Consider the following 17555-nt stretch of genomic DNA (forward strand, 5'->3'; position numbering starts at 1 on the left):
TCAATAGACGGGTGGTGAAACCACCCAGATGACAATTGCCGGCTCGGCACCCGGATTGCGCCAGCGGTAGGGCTTGCCTTCGAAGCGAAAGGAGTCGCCCTCGCCAAGCCGATGCCAGACACCTCCGATCTCGATGTCGAACAGTCCGGACGCGACGTATCCGGCTTCCTCGGTCGGTCGCTGCGCCTCGGCCTTCAGTTCCGCGCCTGGCGCGAAGACCGAACGCACCATCTCGAAGCTACCGCCGAGATCGGGCGACAGAAGCTCCTCCACCAGGCCGGATTCGCTTGTGCCAAGCGTGCGGCGCCTGCCGGCGCGCACGACCACGCCGCGCTCGCTTTCGACAGGTACGTCATGGCTGAAGAACAGGCTGATCGGCACGCCGAACAGTTCGGCGAAGGCCCTGAGGTCACCGAGCGATGGCGTCGACAGGCCGCGTTCGACCTGGCTGACCCAGCCGACGGAACGGCCAAGATTCAGGCCAATCTCGGCGAGTGTCAGCCCGCGCGCCTTGCGCAGGGCCCTGATGTCGCCGGCCAGCACGCGTTCGTCAGGTCCCTGCAATGTTCTTGCGGTAGTCGAAGGCAAAACGCTCTCTTCATGAAAAAATCCGCTCAAATTTCATGAGAAATCAAGCTCATGAAAAAATCAAGTAGATTTTCACGGATGCACAAGATTTGCTTGCGCGATTTTGATGGTTCATGCAAAGGCTCCGCCGAGAGCGGCGAGTGGGGACGTCCGATCGAGACAAAGGGTAAGGGACGGCCCATGCTGGAAAATAACCCCCGAATTGCGGGCGCTGCCGAGATTGTCGACGAGGCGATCCTGTCGCGCCGTTCGGTGCGCGCATTCCTGCCCGACATGGTCGACGACGACACCATCCGCGCCATTCTGGCGGTTGCGGCGCGCGCCCCATCCGGCACCAACATGCAGCCATGGAAAGTCTATGTCACCAAGGGCGAGAGCAAGCAGCGGATATCAGACGCCATTCTCAATTCCGGCATTCGCGCCGAAAAAGCCGATTGGGACGAGTACCGGTATTATCCCACCCAGTTCTTCGAGCCGTATCTGACCCGCCGCCGCGCCAACGGTTTCGGCCTCTATGGCGCGCTCGGCATTGGTCGCCGCGAGGTCGACAAGATGCGCGCCCAGCACGACCGCAACTTCGTCTTCTTCGACGCTCCGGTCGGCATGATCTTCACCATCGACCGCCGCCTCAACCAGGGCTCGTGGATTGACTACGGCATGTTCCTGCAGAACATCATGGTCGCAGCTAGAGGCAGGGGTCTGCACACCTGTCCGCAGGCGGCCTTCGCGCCCTATCACCGGCAGATCAGGCCGGTGCTCGACATTCCGGACGAAGAGATCGTCGTCTGCGGCATGGCGGTTGGTTACGAAGATACGTCAAAACCTGAAAACGCCTTCCGCACCGACCGCGTGCCGCTGGAAGAGTGGGTGACGTTCAGCGAGTAAGCCAGCCAGCTTCATTCCGTGTTCATCTGTGCGCCGTGGCCGCTGACATGGACGCCGTCTTGCGGCGTCAGCTTGAGGTAGGCAAGCAGCGCGCAGAGCGTGATGACGCCCTCGATCACGAACAGGATGCGAAAGTCGTCGGCGACGGCAGGGCCGCCGCCCGCCAGAAACGACAGTGCCGCGGCGGCCAGGCCAACGCTGATCGCCACTGCCAGCTGCCATAATATGTAATAGAGCGCGCTGAAACGGGCGAGCTGCTCGGGCGCGATGTCGGAATAGGCGAGGTTGCCGGTCGAGGCCCATTGCGCGGAGCGGAAGACGCCGAAGACGAAGATGTAGGTGAGCACGATCCATACCGGCGTCGTCGCCTGCATCAGCGCGAAGCCGGCAACCAGGGCGGCGACGATGGGCGTGTTGTAGACCAGCACGCGGCGAAAGCCGAAACGGTTGAGGACACGCGGCATGAAGAACCGCATGGCCACGGAGCCGACCGCGGCGACGAAGGTCAGCGATCCCGCCTGAACCGCGCTCATGCCGAAGCCGAGCTGGAACATCAGCGGCAGCAGGAAGACGACGGAGCTGAGGCCGATCGTGTCCAGCCCGCCACCGGTGAGGAACGAAATGCGGAAGGTACGGATGCGCAACAGCTTGAGATCGAGCAGCGGATTGCGCACGCGCAGGCAGTAGAACGAGGCGATGGTCAGGATAACGAGCGCCAGCGCCAGTTCGGCGGCGATGATGCCGCCCGCGGCATCCTTGGCGGCAAGCGAATCCATGCCGAAGACCAGCAGGACCATGCCGCTGCCGACCAGCAGGAAGCCCGGAAAATCGAACGGCGTGCGCACCGGCTTGGTCATCGTCGGAAACAGCGAGGCGGCAAGAATTGCCGCAGCCAGCGCGAACGGCACGTTGATGAAGAAGATCCAGCGCCAGGAAATGTAGGTGGTCAGCGCGCCGCCGACGAGCGGACCGACCAACGGTCCGGACTGGCCGGCCAGCGAGATGTACATGTTGATCTTCAGCGTTCGGCTGCGCGGAAAGGTCGACAGGATGACGACCTGGCCGAGCGTGCCCATCAAGGCGCCGCCAAAGCCTTGCAGCGCGCGGGCGCCGACCAGCGTCCAGATGTTGTCGGACAGCCCGCAGAGCGCCGACGAGGCGGCGAACACCAGCAAGGCAAAGCAGTAGACGTTGCGCAGTCCGAAGCGGTCGGCGGCCCAGCCGCCAAGCGGCATCGAGATGATCAGGCTGGCGACATAGACGGTAATCAAGAGGCCGAGCTGGCTGGGCGGACGCCCGAGGCTTTCGCTGATGCCCGGCAGCGCGGTCACCACGACATTCTGGTCGAGGCTGGTCATGAACACGCCGCAGGCGACCGTTAGCGGCAGCAGGAGCAAGGCTCTGGCCGGCACATCGGCGCGATCCGTGGCGCCGGCGGATAGTTCTGCGGTCATGGAGATGTTCGAACCAAACGAATGTGCCGACTCTTGAAGAAGGGATTTCATATCCCTGGGCCGGTTGGGCGGCCACGTTTTCGCACCATGGGCGCCTGCGGCCAGATTCTCTAGCGGCAGAACCGGCTGGCCTTGATGCCAGAAGCAGGAGCGATGCGACCGTTCGGCGCCGCCGCCTACTGCACCTCGTAGCCGACTTCCTCGCTGGCGTGGCAGAGCGCCTTCCAGAACGAGCGTGCAAACGAGCGGAAGACATAGGTGTCGAACTGGTCGGCGCCGGTGCGTTGGATCTGGGCGAAGACATCGTGATGGGTGGTCGAACGGCCGGCGCCGATGGGAAAGGCCGGCAGCGAAAAGTCGATGGCGAAGAATTTCGCCAGTACCCATTCGGCCTTCGGCCCGGCAATGCGGATGGCGGTGCGGCCGTGCGAGAGGTCGGTCACCGTGCCGATGGCCGGGGGCACCGCCTTGGCAAAGGCTGCTGCCAGCCCTTCGGCCTCGTCGGCGACCGTGAACTTTCCCGGCGCGAAGCCGAAAACCGACTTCACGCCGTCGCTCAGGCCGCCGCCGGCGCCATCGGGCAGGGCAAGCCCGGTGACGGTGCGGATGGCCGCGATCAGCTTCTTCTCCTCGCCGGGCCAGGCGGCGAGCTGCACGATCGACCCCGGCCTCGTCTCGGTCAGGATGATCTCGACGCCATGCTCGAAATTGCCGTGCGAGCCGACGTGGAATTCGGGCTCAAGCGGCGACAAGGGCTCGGGTGATTGGCGCTCAACCATGCATGCGGCTCCCGTCCGGATCGAAGAAGTGATTGGAGACGATCTCGACCGGTCCGAAGCGGTTGCGCAAGGGGTCGGAGACATGGGCGCGCGTGCCCTGCCGTGCCTTGCCGCCCTTGACCAGCGCCAGCGCGATATGCTTGCCGAGCGCCGGCGAATAGCAGCAGGCGGTAATATGGCCGATGGAGTCGTGCGGATTGGCTTCGTCAACCTCCTCGACGATGTGGGCGCCACCGTTGAGCGGCCGGTTATCGAGGGCGATCAGGCCGACCAGTTCTAGGCGGTCCGATGCGATCAAGCCTTCGCGGTCCATCATCGCCGAGCCGATGAAAGGCTTCTTCTTCGACAGCATCCAGTCGAGATGCAGGTCGCGTGCCGTGGTGCGGCCATCGATCTCGGCGCCGGTGACATGGCCCTTTTCGATGCGCATGGTGCCCAGTGCCTCGAGCCCGTAGGTGACCAGCCCGAACGGCTTGCCGGCTTCAACAAGCGCTTCCCAGACATGGGTGCCGAAGCCGGCGCCGGAATAGACCTCGAAGGCCATTTCACCGGAGAAGGACAGCCGGCATATCATCACCGGCACGCCTGCTATATCGCCACGCACGATGCCCATGAAGGGCAAGGTGGCATTGTCGACCCCGGTGCCGGTGACGCAAGCGGCAAGGATCTGCCTGGCCCTCGGCCCGCCGATCGCGGCACCTGCCCATTCGTCGGTCACCGAGGTGACGTGGACTTTCAGCTCCGGCCAGATCACGTCGAGGAAATATTCCAAATGCTGCATCACCTTGCCAGCATTGGCCGTGGTGGTGGTCATCAGAAAATCCTGCTCGCCGAGCCGCCATGTGGTGCCGTCGTCGAAGGCAAGGCCGTCCTCGCGCAGCATCAGGCCGTAACGTGCCTTGCCGACGGCCAGCGTCGAAAACATGTTGGTGTAGACACGGTCGAGGAATGCGGCGGCGTCAGGGCCTTGCACGGCGATCTTGCCCAATGTCGAGACATCGACGATGCCGGCGCTTTCGCGTGTCGCCTTGGCTTCGCGCACATAGGCCTGCTCGACCGTTTCGCCTGAAAGCCCGTAGATCATAGGGCGATACCAGAGGCCGGCGGAATACATCGTCGCGCCATTGGCCAGATGCCAGTCATGCATCGGCGTCAGTCGCTCGGGCTTCAGGTCGCCGAAGCGTTCCGCCGCCAGCGAGCCGATCGACACCGGCGCAAAAGGCGGCCGGAAGCGTGTCGTGCCAACCTCGGGGATCGGCTTGCCCAGCGCTTCGGCGATGATGGCCAAGCCAGGCACGTTGGAGCTCTTGCCCTGGTCGGTCGCCATGCCGAGCGTGGTGTAGCGCTTGAGATGCTCGACCGAGACGAAGCCTTCGCGGTGTGCAAGTCGCACGTCTTCTGCCGTGACGTCGTGCTGGAAATCGACAAAGCTCTTGCCCTTGGCCCTGATCTCGAACACCGGTGCCGGATCGGGATCGCCAGGTGCTGCTTCGACCGTCGGCAGCACGGCCGGCGTGCTCGTTCCACCGGCGGCGGCGAGGCCGGCGGCGCGGCCTTCGGCGATGGCCTCGGCGGTGGAAAAACTGCCAGTGAAAGCGCCGGCGCCAATCCAGCTCTGTGTCGGCTTTGGCGGCAGGAAAGCTTGCCGCGCGGCGTTCCATTCCGCCTTGGCACCGGCCTGGCTGGCCAGATGGATGGTCGGCGACCAGCCGCCCGACATCAGCAGGCAATCGGCGTGGATGCTGCGGGCATCACCGATGAGCGTGCCATTGATCATGTCGAAGCGCTGCAGTTTGAGGCCGGACAGCGCCTTGCCGCCTTCGGTGGCGACGACGGCATGGCCGGCGAAGATCTCGGCCTCCGCTTCCGCGGCCAGCTTGCGCGTCTCCGGCGAAAGTTCCGGCCTGACATCGGCGATGGCGACGACCGCGGCACCGGCCTTCTTCAAGGCGACGGCCGCCCGATAGGCACTGTCATTGTTGGTGAACAGTGCGATCCGCTCGCCCGGCAGCACGCCGAATTCGTTGACATAGCGCTCGGCTGCATGCGCCAGCATCACGCCTGGCCGGTCATTGCCGGGGAAGACCAGCGGCCGCTCGAACGCACCAGTGGCCAGGACGACGGATTTGGCGCGGATCGCCCAATAGCGATGGCGCGGCTCGCCCTTGCCTGGCTGATCCTTGTGGTCGCTGACCCGTTCGAGCGCGGCAAGCGTGTTGTTGTCGTAATAACCCCACACCGTGGTGCGCGGCAAAAGCCGGACATTGTCGCGGCCTTCGAGCTGGGCGACGGTGCGACGGGCCCAGTCTGCGGCCGGCGCGCCGTCGATCGTCTCATCGGACCAGTTGGCCGAGCCGCCGAAACGCGGCTCGAGATCGGCCAGCATGACGCGGGCGCCCTGATCGGCGGCAGCCTTGGCGGCCATCAGGCCGGCGGGGCCGGAGCCGACCACCAGCACGTCGCAAAAGGCGTTCATGCGTTCGTAGCGGGCCGGGTCCTTTGCCGATCCGGCGCTGCCGAGGCCGGCGGCGCGACGGATGAAGTGTTCGCAGAACATCCAGAAGCGCGTGCCTTTGAGCGGACCGAACACCGGTCCCATGAAGGTCTTGTAGTAGAACCCGGCCGACAGGATCTTGCCGCCGAGCTGGTTGACGGCGTTGATGTCCCAGGCAAGCGAGGGAAAGCGGTTCTGGCTGATGGCAACCAGGCCGTCATGGATCTCGACCATGGTCGCTGGGATGTTGGGTTCACGAACCTCGCCCTTCAGCACCGTCACCAGCGCGTTGGGTTCCTCGACGCCGGCTGTGAGCAGGCCGCGCGGGCGGTGGTATTTGAACGAACGTCCGTAAAGCGTGACGCCCTTGGCCAGCAGGGCTGACGCCAGCGTGTCGCCGGCATGGCCGGTGTAGGCCGCGCCATCGAAGGTGAAGCGGATGGTTTTCAGCCGGTCGATGCGGCCGCCGGTGTCGGTGCGGCGCGGGCTCATGACTTGTCCTCCGCCTTGCGGCGCGCGGCGGAGCCATGATCGCCGCGCCCTTGATGATCACCGCGCACAAAAGCAACGCTGGAAATCTCATGCGTCAGCGTGTTGCGCACGACGCGCAGATGCGTGCGGCAACCGCCGGAATGCTGCCAGATCTCGTTGTGATCCCCGGCCGGGTTCAGCCTGTCATAGACATAGGCGTTCCACGCCTCGAAATTCTGCGAGGCGGGGTCGGGGCGCTCACGGTTGCCGTCACCCTGATAGGTGAACTCGATGACGTCGCGCGGGCCGCAATAGGGGCAAGTGATCAACATTGAACTCTACCTAATGCCTAATGCAGCCGCGGGTTTGCACCCTGGCCCTTGTCGTCGATCACCAGGCCGCGGTGGAAGCGGTCGAGGGTGAAGGGGGCGTTGAGATCGTGCGGCTGGTCCTTGGCGATGGTCCAGGCGAAGCACCAGCCGGAAGCCGGCGTCGCCTTGAAGCCGCCATAGCACCAGCCGCAGTTGAGATACATGCCGGGCAGGGGGCCGGTGGTGATGATCGGCGAGCCGTCCATCGACATGTCGCAAACACCGCCCCAGGAGCGCAGCATGCGCACGCGCGCAAGGCCCGGAAACAGCGCCAGCATTTCGCTCATCACCTCGTCGACGACGGGCAAATTGCCGCGCTGGGCGTAGCTGTTGTAGCCGTCGATGTCGCCGCCATAGATGAGGCCGCCCTTGTCCGACTGCGACATGTAGAAATGGCCCATGCCGAAGGTGACGACCGTGTCGATGAAGGGTTTCAGCGATTCGGTGACGAAGGCCTGCAGCACATGGCTCTCGATCGGCATTGTCTCGATACCGGCAAGCTGCATGACACGCCCGGTGCTGCCGGCGACCGCAACGGCCACCTTCCTGGCGCGGATGTCGCCACGGGACGTCGTCACGCCTGAAATGCGGTCGCCGTCGCGCAGGAAGCCGGTGACCTCGCAGTTTTCGATGATGTCGACGCCGCGACGGTCGGCGCCGCGCGCATAGCCCCAGGCCACCGCATCATGGCGGGCGGTGCCGGCGCGTCGCTGCATCAGGCCGCCAACCACCGGAAAGCGCGCGCTGTCGGAGATGTCGAGCGCCGGAATCAGACGTTTGATCTCAGCCTTCGTCATCAGTTCGGCATCGACGCCGAGATGGCGCATGGCATTGCCGCGTCTTGCATAGTCGTCGAACTGGGCCGGCGTGTGCGCCAGGTTCAGGCAGCCGCGCTGCGAGAACATGACATTGTAGTTGAGCTCGTGCGAAAGGTTTTCCCACAGCTTCATCGAGTGTTCGTAGAAGCGGGTGTTGGCCGGCAGCAGATAGTTCGAGCGCACCGCCGTTGTGTTGCGGCCGACATTGCCGGAGCCGAGCCAGCCCTTTTCCACAACGGCGACATTGGTGATGCCGTGTTCCTTGGCAAGATAATAGGCGGTCGCCAGCCCATGACCGCCGCCGCCGATGATGATGACGTCATAGGACGCCTTCGGGTCCGGCTTGCGCCATGCCGGCTTCCAATCCTTGTTTCCCTTGAGCGCGTTCGCGAGCAGCGAAAAGGCCGAGTACTCTGCCATTGATGTCATCCGGTTCGGGCGATGCGGCAGACTATAGAGCAGGCCGCACCGGCAAAGCCAATATTGCGCCATCGCCTTTCGACTGGCCGACGCATCGGTCAGGGGATCAATGGGGTCTGGGCTCAATGAGAGTCAGGATCAGTGAGGTCAATGATCGGATGAGTCCGCGATGCGACGGCTTGCCCCATGATAGGGCCGTCTTTATCAAGGACAGGCTTTCAAATTGCCTTCGCCGCCGATGAGTCGCCAACAAATCATGCTTTTCCGATTGCTTCGTCTCATTTTGATCCTCACGCTTGTCGTCTCGGCGCCGCTGTCGTTCGATGCGGTGGCACAGGGGCTTGGCCAGGCGCCTGCCGGACTGGTCGCCGACCAGCAGAAGATCATCCAGGCGCTGACGACCAAGACCGACAATTTCGAGAAGCAGATACAGCAGGACGGCGAGGAGGATAGCAGCCTTGTCGATATCCGCTTGCAACTCGAGGAGCTGTCGCGGCAATCGCTGAACAGCGCACTGGCCTTCCGTACGCGTCTTGGCGAGATCAACAGCCGTCTTGAGCAGCTTGGCGCGGCACCTGCCGCGGGTCAGCCGCCGGAGCCCGACATCGTCAGCGGCGAACGCGAGGCGCTGGTGTCGGAAAAGGCGGAGATCAATGCCGTCATTGCGCAAGCCCAATCGCTTTCGATCCGCATCAGCGGGCTGATCGACAAGATCGGCAACATGCGCAGCGAGCTGTTCCGCAATGTGCTCACCAAGCGCTATGTGCTGTCCGACGCGCTCAGCCCGCAGGTCTTTTCGGACGCCAGGGACGAATTCGGCAATTTCTACAAAGCGGTGTCGTCATGGCTAAGCTTCGCTTTCAAGTTCAAGTTCCAGGCCATTCTGGCGGCAACCTTCGTGGCGCTCGGGCTGGCGCTGGTGCTGCTGGTCGGTGGCCGGCGCCTGTTCGGGCGCGTGTTCGAAGCCGACCCTGCCAATGAGGATCCATCCTATCTCAGCCGCTTGTCGGTGGCCTTCTGGTCGACCTTGCTGCCGACGCTGGCGGTTGGCGTGTTCTTGGCCTCCACGGTGTTCTTTTTCAACTATTACAATGTGTTGCGTGGCGACATCGGCCTCTTCCTGAATGCGCTCGCGGCCGTCATCGGGGTGGTGTTCTGCGTCAACCGATTGACCAATGCGGCGCTCGAGCCGCGGCTGCCGAATTGGCGCCTTATCCCCGTCGAGACAGGTCCGGCGCGCTGGCTGGTGCGGCTGACGACCGCCATGGCCGTGGTCATCGGCGTCAATTATTTCCTGTCGGTCATCAACGACAAAATGGGCTCGCCGCTGTCGCTGACCATCGCCCGCAGTTTCGGCGCCACCATCATCGTCGGCGTCATCCTGATCCTGATGGCGATGCTGAGGCCGTTCAAGGCGCGTGACGGAAGCTGGCGGCCTTGGCCGGCATGGCTGCGCTATACGGCGCTTGCGCTCGGTCTTTTCACCATCGTCGCGGCGCTGCTCGGTTACATCGGCCTTGCTCTGTTCGTTTCGTTGCAGGTCGTCGTTACCGGCACCGTGCTGATCACCGCCTATATCGGCTTCCTGTCGGCGCAGGCGATCGGCGAGGAGGGTGCTTTCGCCAACACGACCGTCGGGCGCTGGCTGTCGGCCAAATCCAGCTACGAGGATACAGCCCTCGACCAGCTCGGCCTTGTCGTCAGCGTTGCCATCAATGTGATGATCGTGCTGGTGTTCCTGCCGTTGATCCTGCTGATGTGGGGTTTCCAGCCCGGCGATATCCAGGCCTGGGCCTACAAGCTCGCAACCGGGATCAACATCGGCTCGGTGACGATCTCGGTCACCGGCATCCTCTCCGGCATCGTCGTCTTCGTCATAGGCTATTTCCTGACACGCTGGTTCCAGGGCTGGCTCGACGGTTCCGTGATGGCGCGTGGCAAGGTCGATACCGGCGTGCGCAACTCGATCCGGCTGGCGGTCGGCTATGCCGGCGTCGCGCTCGCGGCACTGGTCGGCATCTCGGCGGCGGGCATCGACCTGTCCAGCCTGGCGCTGGTCGCCGGCGCTCTTTCCCTCGGTATCGGCTTTGGCCTGCAGAACGTGGTGTCTAATTTCGTTTCCGGCCTGATCCTGTTGGCCGAACGGCCGTTCAAGGTGGGCGACTGGATCGTTGCCGGCGATGTCAGCGGCACAGTCAAGAAGATCAGCGTGCGCGCCACCGAGATCGAAACCTTCCAGCGGCAATCGGTGATCCTGCCCAACTCGAACCTGATCAACAATGCCGTCGGCAACTGGACGCACCGCAACAAGCTCGGCCGCATCGACATCAAGGTCGGCGTCGCCTATGGCAGCGACGTCAAGCAGGTTCATGCCGTCCTGCTGGAGATCGCCCGCAGCCACCCGATGGTGCTGAAGAACCCCGAACCCTTCGTGCTGTTTTCCAATTTCGGCCCTGCCGCCCTGGAATTCGAGATCCGCGTGTTCCTGGCCGATGTGATGAACGGCAACATCGCGCAGAACGACATCCGTTTTGCCGTGCTTGAAAAATTCAGCAGCGAACACATCGAGATGCCCTCGACGCCACGCGCCGTGGTCGAGGCCCACAAGCCCAAGGCCTGGCCGACAGACGACGACAAGATCGAGGCCGACTTCGCCGAACAGGAGCAGGTGAAGGCCGAAGCCGAGGCGGAGAAGAAGCGACTGGTCAAGTCCCGCAAAACCAGGAAGCCAGATCCGGACTAGGCTGGGAATCGGTGGGTCTCAACCATCGAAAGCCGATTGCGGCATGAATGGGGCATTCAGTTGCGGTTCAGCTTCCATCTCATATAAGCTCCATGCAAAGGCGAAAATGCCTTGCGAAATGCAACAGAGGCGGTGGGAACACCGATATTGCACCATGTGGAAGTCTCTCGTCGCTGCCGTCGCCCTGGTCGCCGCTATCGGCTCGGTCCATGCCGCGAGCGCGGTCAACAAGGACGCCGAGACCCGAACGCTGGTCGTCACCGAGGGCGGCAGCAAGACCGACCTTGCGTTGGCCGGTGGCGAAACGGTTGAGTTCTGCCCGAATGGCTGCTTCGTCACCTTGCCCAATGGCGACCTCGAAGCCCTGACCGGTTCGGAAACCGTCGAGATTTCGGGCGGTGTCGCCCGCATCAAGTAATCCTGGCGTCACGATTGCGGAGGCCCGGAATTTGCCCGGCCTTTTATCGTTTCCGGTAGCGGTTGTTTAACAATGACGCCGGAAATACCCCCATGGCAGCCGTCTGCAACCGTGCGTTTTAACGTTCGCTACGTCATCGCCCGCTATACCAGCCTCAAGACGCCGAAAAGCGGCGCGCAACTCTACGCGGGCAGGGTAGGACATGGATGCGCGGTCGGACAGGAACGCAATACCGCTTGCGGTCGATCTCGACGGCACGCTGATCGCGACCGACCTGTTGTGGGAAGGGCTGTTCATCCTTCTCAAGAAGAACCCGCTCTATATCTTCCTCGTGCCTTTCTGGGCCGCCGGCGGACCGGCGCGGCTGAAGCAGGCAATCGCGCAGCGCATCGACATCGATCCGGCATCGCTGCCCTATCGCGAGGTGCTGCTTTGCCGCCTCCGGACCGAGCATGCCGAAGGCCGCAAGATCGTGCTGGCGACCGGCACGCCGCGCAAGTTCGCCGATGCCATCGCGGTCCATCTCGGCATTTTCGACCAGGTGCTGGCCACCGATGGTCTCGCCAATCTCACCTCGGGCAGGAAGCGCGCTTCGCTGATCGCAGCCTATGGTGATGGCGGTTTCGACTATGCCGGCAACAGCCGTCACGATCTCCAAGTCTTTGATGCAGCGCGCAACGCGATCGTCGTCGCGCCCGACCGCCATGCCGCGCGCTGGCAGGCGGCACATGGCGCCGAGACGATGCCGGCGCCGAAGCCGACTTTGCGGACCATCGTCAAGATGCTGCGTGTCCATCAGTGGCTGAAGAATTCGCTGATCGCAGTGCCGATGGTGCTCTCGCACGAATATTTCAACACCGACATGATCTGGCAATGCCTGCTGGCATTCGTCTCGTTCAGTGCGGTGGCATCGGCCATCTACATCCTCAACGATTTCTTTGACCTCGCGCTCGACCGCAAACACCTCACCAAGCGCAACAGGCCGTTCGCCAGCGGTGCGCTGTCGATCCCGTTCGGACTTGGCGCGATTGCGATGCTTTTGGCGATCGGCTTCGGCACCGGGCTGTTCTTGTCGCACGAATTTCTGGCTGTGCTTGGCGGCTACATGGTCGTCACCACGGCCTATTCGCTGTCGTTCAAGCGCATGCTGCTGGTCGATGTGCTGACGCTCGCCGGCCTCTACACGATCCGCGTCCTGGCCGGTGCGGCGGCGACCGGCGTCGACGTCTCGTTCTGGCTGCTGGCCTTCTCTATCTTCTTCTTCCTGTCGCTGGCGCTGGTGAAGCGCTTCGTCGAATTGCGCACCACCGCCATTCCGCCTGGCGAGCGCATTGCCGGCCGCGGCTATCGCACCGAAGACCAGGAGATCGTCGCCCAGGCCGGCATGGCCTCGGCCTTCTCCTCGGCGCTGGTGCTGGCGCTCTACATGGACAGTGTCGCGGTGCGGGAGCTCTATCCGCATCCATGGCTGATCTGGCCGCTGGCGCCGATCGTGCTTTATCTCACCATGCGCGTCTGGATCCTGGCGCGCCGCAACGAGATGCATGACGATCCGGTCGTGTTCATCATCCGCGACTGGCGCAGCCAGATCGTGGTGCTGATCGGTGCGGTGATGCTGGTCATCGGGGGCTGGTAGGCATGGCCGCCGGACGTTTCCCAAGCTTTGGCCTTGCCACACCGCCGGCGCCGCGCGCCATCGGGGCCGATGAGGCGATCGCGCTGCTGAAGGGCGGTCGGGCCAAGCCGGCGTCGCTGCTTGCCTATGGCAATGGCCGCTCCTACGGCGATTCCTGCCAGAACGAGGCCGGAGCGGTCGTCGATATGCGATCGCTGAACCGCATCCACGCCTTCAACGCCGAAACCGGTGTTCTCGAGGCGGATGCCGGCGTGCTGTTGTCCGACATCATCGCCCACGCCGCCCCTTACGGCTTCTTTCCGGCGGTTGTGCCAGGCACGCAATTCGTCACGCTCGGCGGCGCCATCGCCAATGACGTGCATGGCAAGAACCATCACCGGCGCGGCACCTTCGGCTGCCATGTCGAGAGCTTCACGCTGCTCAGGTCCGACGGAAGGACCTATCGCTGCTCGGCAGCAGACAATGCGCGCCTGTTTGCGGCGACGATCGGCGGCATGGGGCTGACCGGTCTCATCCTGTCTGCCTCGATCCGGTTGATGCGGGTTCATTCGCTCGACATCGTCGAAAAGGCGACGCCGTTTCGCGATCTCGACGAGTTCTTCGGTTTGGCCGAGGCGGCCGATCAGGCCAATGAATATGCGGTCGCCTGGATCGACCAACTTGCCGGCGGCCGCAATAGCGGTCGCGGGTTGCTGTTTACAGGCAATCATGCCGAGCACGGCTCGCATGCCGCCTCGCGCGCCGGTGGCAATCTCTCGGTGCCGGTCCAGCCGCCGTTCAATGTGCTCAACCGGCCGTTCCTGACCGCCTTCAACGCCGCCTACAGGTGGAAGAAGGGGCGGTCGACGGCGCCGCGCCAGGTTGGCTACCAGGGCTTCTTCTTCCCGCTCGACGGCGTGCGCGACTGGAACCGGCTTTATGGGCCGAAAGGGCTTTTCCAACACCAGAGCGTGGTGCCGGAAGCGGCGGCGCGCGAGGCCGTGCCGGCATTGCTTGCGGCTGCAAGGCAAGCCGGGCAGGGCTCGTTCCTCACCGTATTGAAACGCTTCGGCTCCATCCGCTCGCCGGCGCTGCTGTCGTTCCCGCGTCCCGGCTACACGCTGACGCTGGATTTCCCCAACAGGGGGGCTGCGACGCTGGCGCTGCTGCGGGAGTTCGACCGCATCACGGTCGAGGCCGGCGGCGCAGTCAATCCGTACAAGGACGCCCGCATGGGGGCCGAAATCTTCGCTTCGTCCTTTCCCGAATGGCAGCGGCTGGAAGCGCTCCGCGACCCCGCCTTCATGTCTGATTTCTGGGCGCGGACGGCAAGGAAGCTGGACACGCGGCGAGGTGCGGCCGAGGCGGCGGAATAGAAAATCGAGTAATTCTTGGTTACCGAATCGTTAAATCCACGATTCACTCAAAACATTCTTGTGGCTTCACGAAATGTTTGCGGGTTTGTAATAGGAAGCGTGAAGGGGTGGCTTGGAACACATGAAATACATCGTCTTCATTCTCTTTACGGTCATGACCAATGCCGCCGCGCAGCTGATGCTGAAGCAAGGCATGATGTCGCTCGGGCCGATCTCGTTCGAGGGCGTCAATCCGCTCGTCAAGCTGCTGCAGATCGTCTTCAGCCCGTGGGTGTTCCTGGGCCTCTGCACCTTCGTCATCTCGATGGCCTCGCATCTCTATGTGCTGTCGAAGGTCGAGCTCTCCTTTGCTTATCCGTTCCTCAGCCTCGCATACGTTGCCGTCGCCATCTTTGCTTATTTCGTCTTCCGCGAGGACCTCAATGGCTGGCGCATCGCCGGTATCGCCTTCATCTGCGTCGGCACGGTGCTGATCGCGCAAAGTGGCCGAGATTTGGGTGGTCGAGAGCATGAGGACCAGACCGCTTCCATCACGCCCGACAAGATCCAAGCAAACGAGATCATTCGATGAGACATGTGATTTTCGGCGGTGACGGTTTCGTCGGCCGCCATCTTGCCCCGAAGCTTATGGCCGATGGTGAAGAGGTTGTCGTCGCCGACATCGTCAAGAGCGACCTGTCGCATTACCGCACCGTCCGCTTTGTCCAATGCGACGTCACCGATCCGGCGTCGGTCGCTGCGGTCGGGCTCACGGCCGACGACATGGTCTACAATCTGTCGGCAAAGATGCTGTCGCCGATCCAGGTGCGCGCCAAGCGGCACGATTTCTTTTTCCCGGTGAATTTTCATGGCACCGAGCACATCATGCAGGCCATGGACAGAGCCGGTGCGTCAAAACTCGTCCACTACACGACCGACATGATCTACGGCCACACGGTCACGCAGCCGATGACCGAGGAGCACCCGGTGGCGCCGCTGGGCGAATATGGCTGGTCGAAGCAGAAGACAGAGGAGTTGGCGGCCGAATGGCGCAAGCGAGGCATGTCGATCTCGCTGTTTCGCCCGCGCCTGATCATCGGCCCAGGCCGGCTCGGCATCCTGGAAAAGCTGTTCAAGCTGATCGACTGGAACTTTCCGGTGCCGATGATCGGTTCGGGCAGGAACCCCTATCAGTTCATCTCGGTGTTCGACTGCGCCGAGGCCGCGCGCGCGGCCTGGAAGGCCGGTGTGCCTGATGAGGCCTATAATCTGGGTTCGCTCAACCCGCCGCCGGTCAAGAAATTGCTCGGCGATTTGATCCGGCATGCCGGCTCGAAATCGATCCTGATCCCGACACCGGGCTGGGCGGTCAAGCGCACGCTCGACCTGCTCGACCTCTTGAACATGCCGATCATGGACCCGGAACAGTATCTGATCGCCGACGAGGACTGCGTGCTCGACGTGTCCAAGGCCGGGCGCCAGCTCGGCTGGGTGCCGCAATATCGCGACGAGGACATGCTGATCGCCGCCTATAGCGAGTACCGCGCAAAGAAAGCCGGCCACGCAGTCGCCACCAAACATGTGCCCGCCGAATAGCGGCTCGCAAAACAGCTTTCGTTGCGCCCGATCCTGGTCGTGCGTGCAGACAGGAGATTGAAATGACCGTCATGGCCAAGCCCGAACAGACCAATTTGCGCACCATGGTCAGCGCGCCGTCGCTGTCGCCAGCGACCATCGCCAAGCCCGATTTGATCAGCGTCGAGCAGGCCAAGGCGATGGACGTCGCCCGCATGACCGACCTGTTCAAGGCGCATCTCAACCCCGGCCAGCTGCACTTCATGAAGCTGCTCGGCTTCCACAAGATCAAGATCGAGCGTGCCGAAGGCATGTTCTACATCGACCAGAACGGCCGCAAGATCCTCGACTTCTTCGGTGGTTTCGGATCGCTGGCCTTCGGCCACAATCATCCGCGCATCCTGGAAGCACGCAAGAAATTCCAGGAGGAGAAGCGCCAGGAAATCGCCATCGCCTTCATGTCGCAATATGCGGCGGCACTTGCGCACAACATCGCCAAATGCTCGCCCGGCGATCTCGACATGGTGTTTCTGGGTTCGTCCGGCTCGGAGGCGATGGAAGCGGCGGTTAAGCTCGCCGAGCGCGCCGCCGGTCCGAAGCGACCGAAGATCGTCTATGCCGAGAATTCCTTCCACGGCAAGACCAAGGGCGTGCTGGGCATCACCGACGGCCAGCTCTACCGCGCCGACTTCAAGGTGGCCGAAAACACGGTTCGCATCCCGTTTGCCGACATCGAGGCGGTCGAGCGCCTGTTCCGTTCCGACCCGGAGGTCGGCGTCATCGTGCTGGAAACCATCCAGGGCGGCGGCGGCATCATCCAGGCGCCTGCTGAATATTGGCAGAAGCTAAGGGCGCTGTGCGACCAGTATGGCGTGTTGTGGGTCGCCGACGAAGTGCAGTGCGGCTATGGCCGGTCAGGCCGCTTCTATGCCTTCGAGCATTACGGCGTCATTCCCGATGTGACGGCGCTGGCCAAATCGCTTGGCGCCGGCAAGGCGGCGGTCGGCGCGATGATCGCGCGGCGCGAGGTCTACATGAAGGCCTATGGCACGCCGAAAACGGCGATGATCCATGCCATGGCGACCTTCGGCGGCATGGGCGAGGCCTGCGTCACCTCGATCGAGGGGCTCAATGTACTCTATGATGAAGGGCTGATCGACAATGCCGCCATCACCGGCGACTATTTGCTGCAGCGCCTGCAGACGCTCAGGGAAAAGTACCCGAAGATCATCAAGGAGGTGCGCGGCAGGGGTTTTATGATCGGCCTGGAGTTCCACGACTTCTCGCAGACCTTGCCGATGGTGTTGCGGCCGATCGTCAGCGTGCTCGACGACAAGCTGAAGGGTTCGCTGTCGGGCTTCATCGGGGCGCTGCTGTTGCGCGACTACGATGTGCTGGTCGCCTTCACCGAATACAACCGCAACGTCATCCGGCTCGAGCCGCCGCTGATCTGCCAGCGCGAGCATGTCGACCGCTTCGTCGACGCCTTCGACAGCCTGCTGTCGCGCGGCATCGTGTCGATCGTCAAGGATTTCGTCAAAAGCCAGGTTCGTTAAGCGAGTTCGCTGG

At 63.1% G+C, this 17555-nt stretch carries 14 protein-coding genes; 8 read left to right on the plus strand and 6 right to left on the minus strand.

Annotation, left to right across the window (positions count from 1 at the left end):
- On the minus strand, window positions 1–588 hold the full coding sequence (locus NKI99_RS01745) for a helix-turn-helix domain-containing protein (protein ID WP_502895795.1): 588 nt from the start codon (window positions 586–588) through the stop codon (window positions 1–3).
- A 180-nt stretch (window positions 589–768) separates the two neighbouring features.
- Here NKI99_RS01745 and NKI99_RS01750 point away from each other — a divergent pair, with 180 nt between their 5' ends.
- Window positions 769–1473, plus strand: coding sequence for a nitroreductase (locus tag NKI99_RS01750; protein ID WP_352609502.1), 705 nt, complete (start codon window positions 769–771; stop codon window positions 1471–1473).
- 11 nt (window positions 1474–1484) lie between these two features.
- Here the strand turns inward: NKI99_RS01750 and NKI99_RS01755 are convergent, their stop codons facing one another.
- The 5 genes from NKI99_RS01755 to NKI99_RS01775 all read right to left on the minus strand — a co-directional run bounded on the left by NKI99_RS01755 (window position 1485) and on the right by NKI99_RS01775 (window position 8280).
- Window positions 1485–2927, minus strand: coding sequence for an MFS transporter (locus NKI99_RS01755; RefSeq protein WP_352439855.1), 1443 nt, complete (start codon window positions 2925–2927; stop codon window positions 1485–1487).
- 176 nt (window positions 2928–3103) lie between these two features.
- Window positions 3104–3706, minus strand: coding sequence for a sarcosine oxidase subunit gamma (locus tag NKI99_RS01760; protein WP_352609505.1), 603 nt, complete (start codon window positions 3704–3706; stop codon window positions 3104–3106).
- Window positions 3699–6692: a sarcosine oxidase subunit alpha gene (locus NKI99_RS01765; protein ID WP_352609508.1), complete on the minus strand. Its 2994-nt coding sequence runs from the start codon at window positions 6690–6692 to the stop codon at window positions 3699–3701. Before NKI99_RS01765 ends, NKI99_RS01760 begins: the two co-directional genes overlap by 8 nt.
- A complete protein-coding gene (locus NKI99_RS01770) occupies window positions 6689–7003 on the minus strand; it encodes a sarcosine oxidase subunit delta (protein WP_023812338.1) in 315 nt (104 codons plus the stop codon). The genes NKI99_RS01765 and NKI99_RS01770 overlap by 4 nt, the downstream gene beginning before the upstream one ends.
- A gap of 17 nt (window positions 7004–7020) precedes the next feature.
- Entirely contained in the window at window positions 7021–8280 is a 1260-nt protein-coding gene (locus tag NKI99_RS01775) for a sarcosine oxidase subunit beta (protein ID WP_023812337.1), read from the minus strand.
- 256 nt (window positions 8281–8536) lie between these two features.
- Here NKI99_RS01775 and NKI99_RS01780 point away from each other — a divergent pair, with 256 nt between their 5' ends.
- The 7 genes from NKI99_RS01780 (at window position 8537) to NKI99_RS01810 (ending at window position 17542) form a co-directional block, all read left to right on the plus strand.
- Window positions 8537–11023 (plus strand): mechanosensitive ion channel family protein, encoded by a 2487-nt coding sequence (locus NKI99_RS01780; RefSeq protein WP_023812336.1) that lies wholly within the window; start codon window positions 8537–8539, stop codon window positions 11021–11023.
- A 154-nt stretch (window positions 11024–11177) separates the two neighbouring features.
- Window positions 11178–11441 carry a hypothetical protein gene (locus tag NKI99_RS01785; protein ID WP_023812335.1) on the plus strand — a complete coding sequence of 88 codons (264 nt, stop codon included), beginning with the start codon at window positions 11178–11180 and terminating at the stop codon, window positions 11439–11441.
- 202 nt (window positions 11442–11643) lie between these two features.
- A complete protein-coding gene (locus NKI99_RS01790; RefSeq protein WP_023812334.1) occupies window positions 11644–13077 on the plus strand; it encodes a UbiA family prenyltransferase in 1434 nt (477 codons plus the stop codon).
- A gap of 2 nt (window positions 13078–13079) precedes the next feature.
- Window positions 13080–14432, plus strand: coding sequence for an FAD-binding oxidoreductase (locus NKI99_RS01795; RefSeq protein ID WP_352609510.1), 1353 nt, complete (start codon window positions 13080–13082; stop codon window positions 14430–14432).
- A gap of 121 nt (window positions 14433–14553) precedes the next feature.
- On the plus strand, window positions 14554–15003 hold the full coding sequence (locus tag NKI99_RS01800; RefSeq protein WP_352609512.1) for an EamA family transporter: 450 nt from the start codon (window positions 14554–14556) through the stop codon (window positions 15001–15003).
- A complete protein-coding gene (locus NKI99_RS01805; RefSeq protein ID WP_352609514.1) occupies window positions 15000–16007 on the plus strand; it encodes an NAD-dependent epimerase/dehydratase family protein in 1008 nt (335 codons plus the stop codon). Before NKI99_RS01800 ends, NKI99_RS01805 begins: the two co-directional genes overlap by 4 nt.
- Window positions 16008–16111: 104 nt before the next feature.
- Entirely contained in the window at window positions 16112–17542 is a 1431-nt protein-coding gene (locus NKI99_RS01810; RefSeq protein ID WP_245273256.1) for an aspartate aminotransferase family protein, read from the plus strand.
- Window positions 17543–17555 lie beyond the last annotated feature (13 nt).

This window comes from Mesorhizobium sp. M0239, assembly GCF_040321815.1.
Taxonomy (GTDB): domain Bacteria; phylum Pseudomonadota; class Alphaproteobacteria; order Rhizobiales; family Rhizobiaceae; genus Mesorhizobium.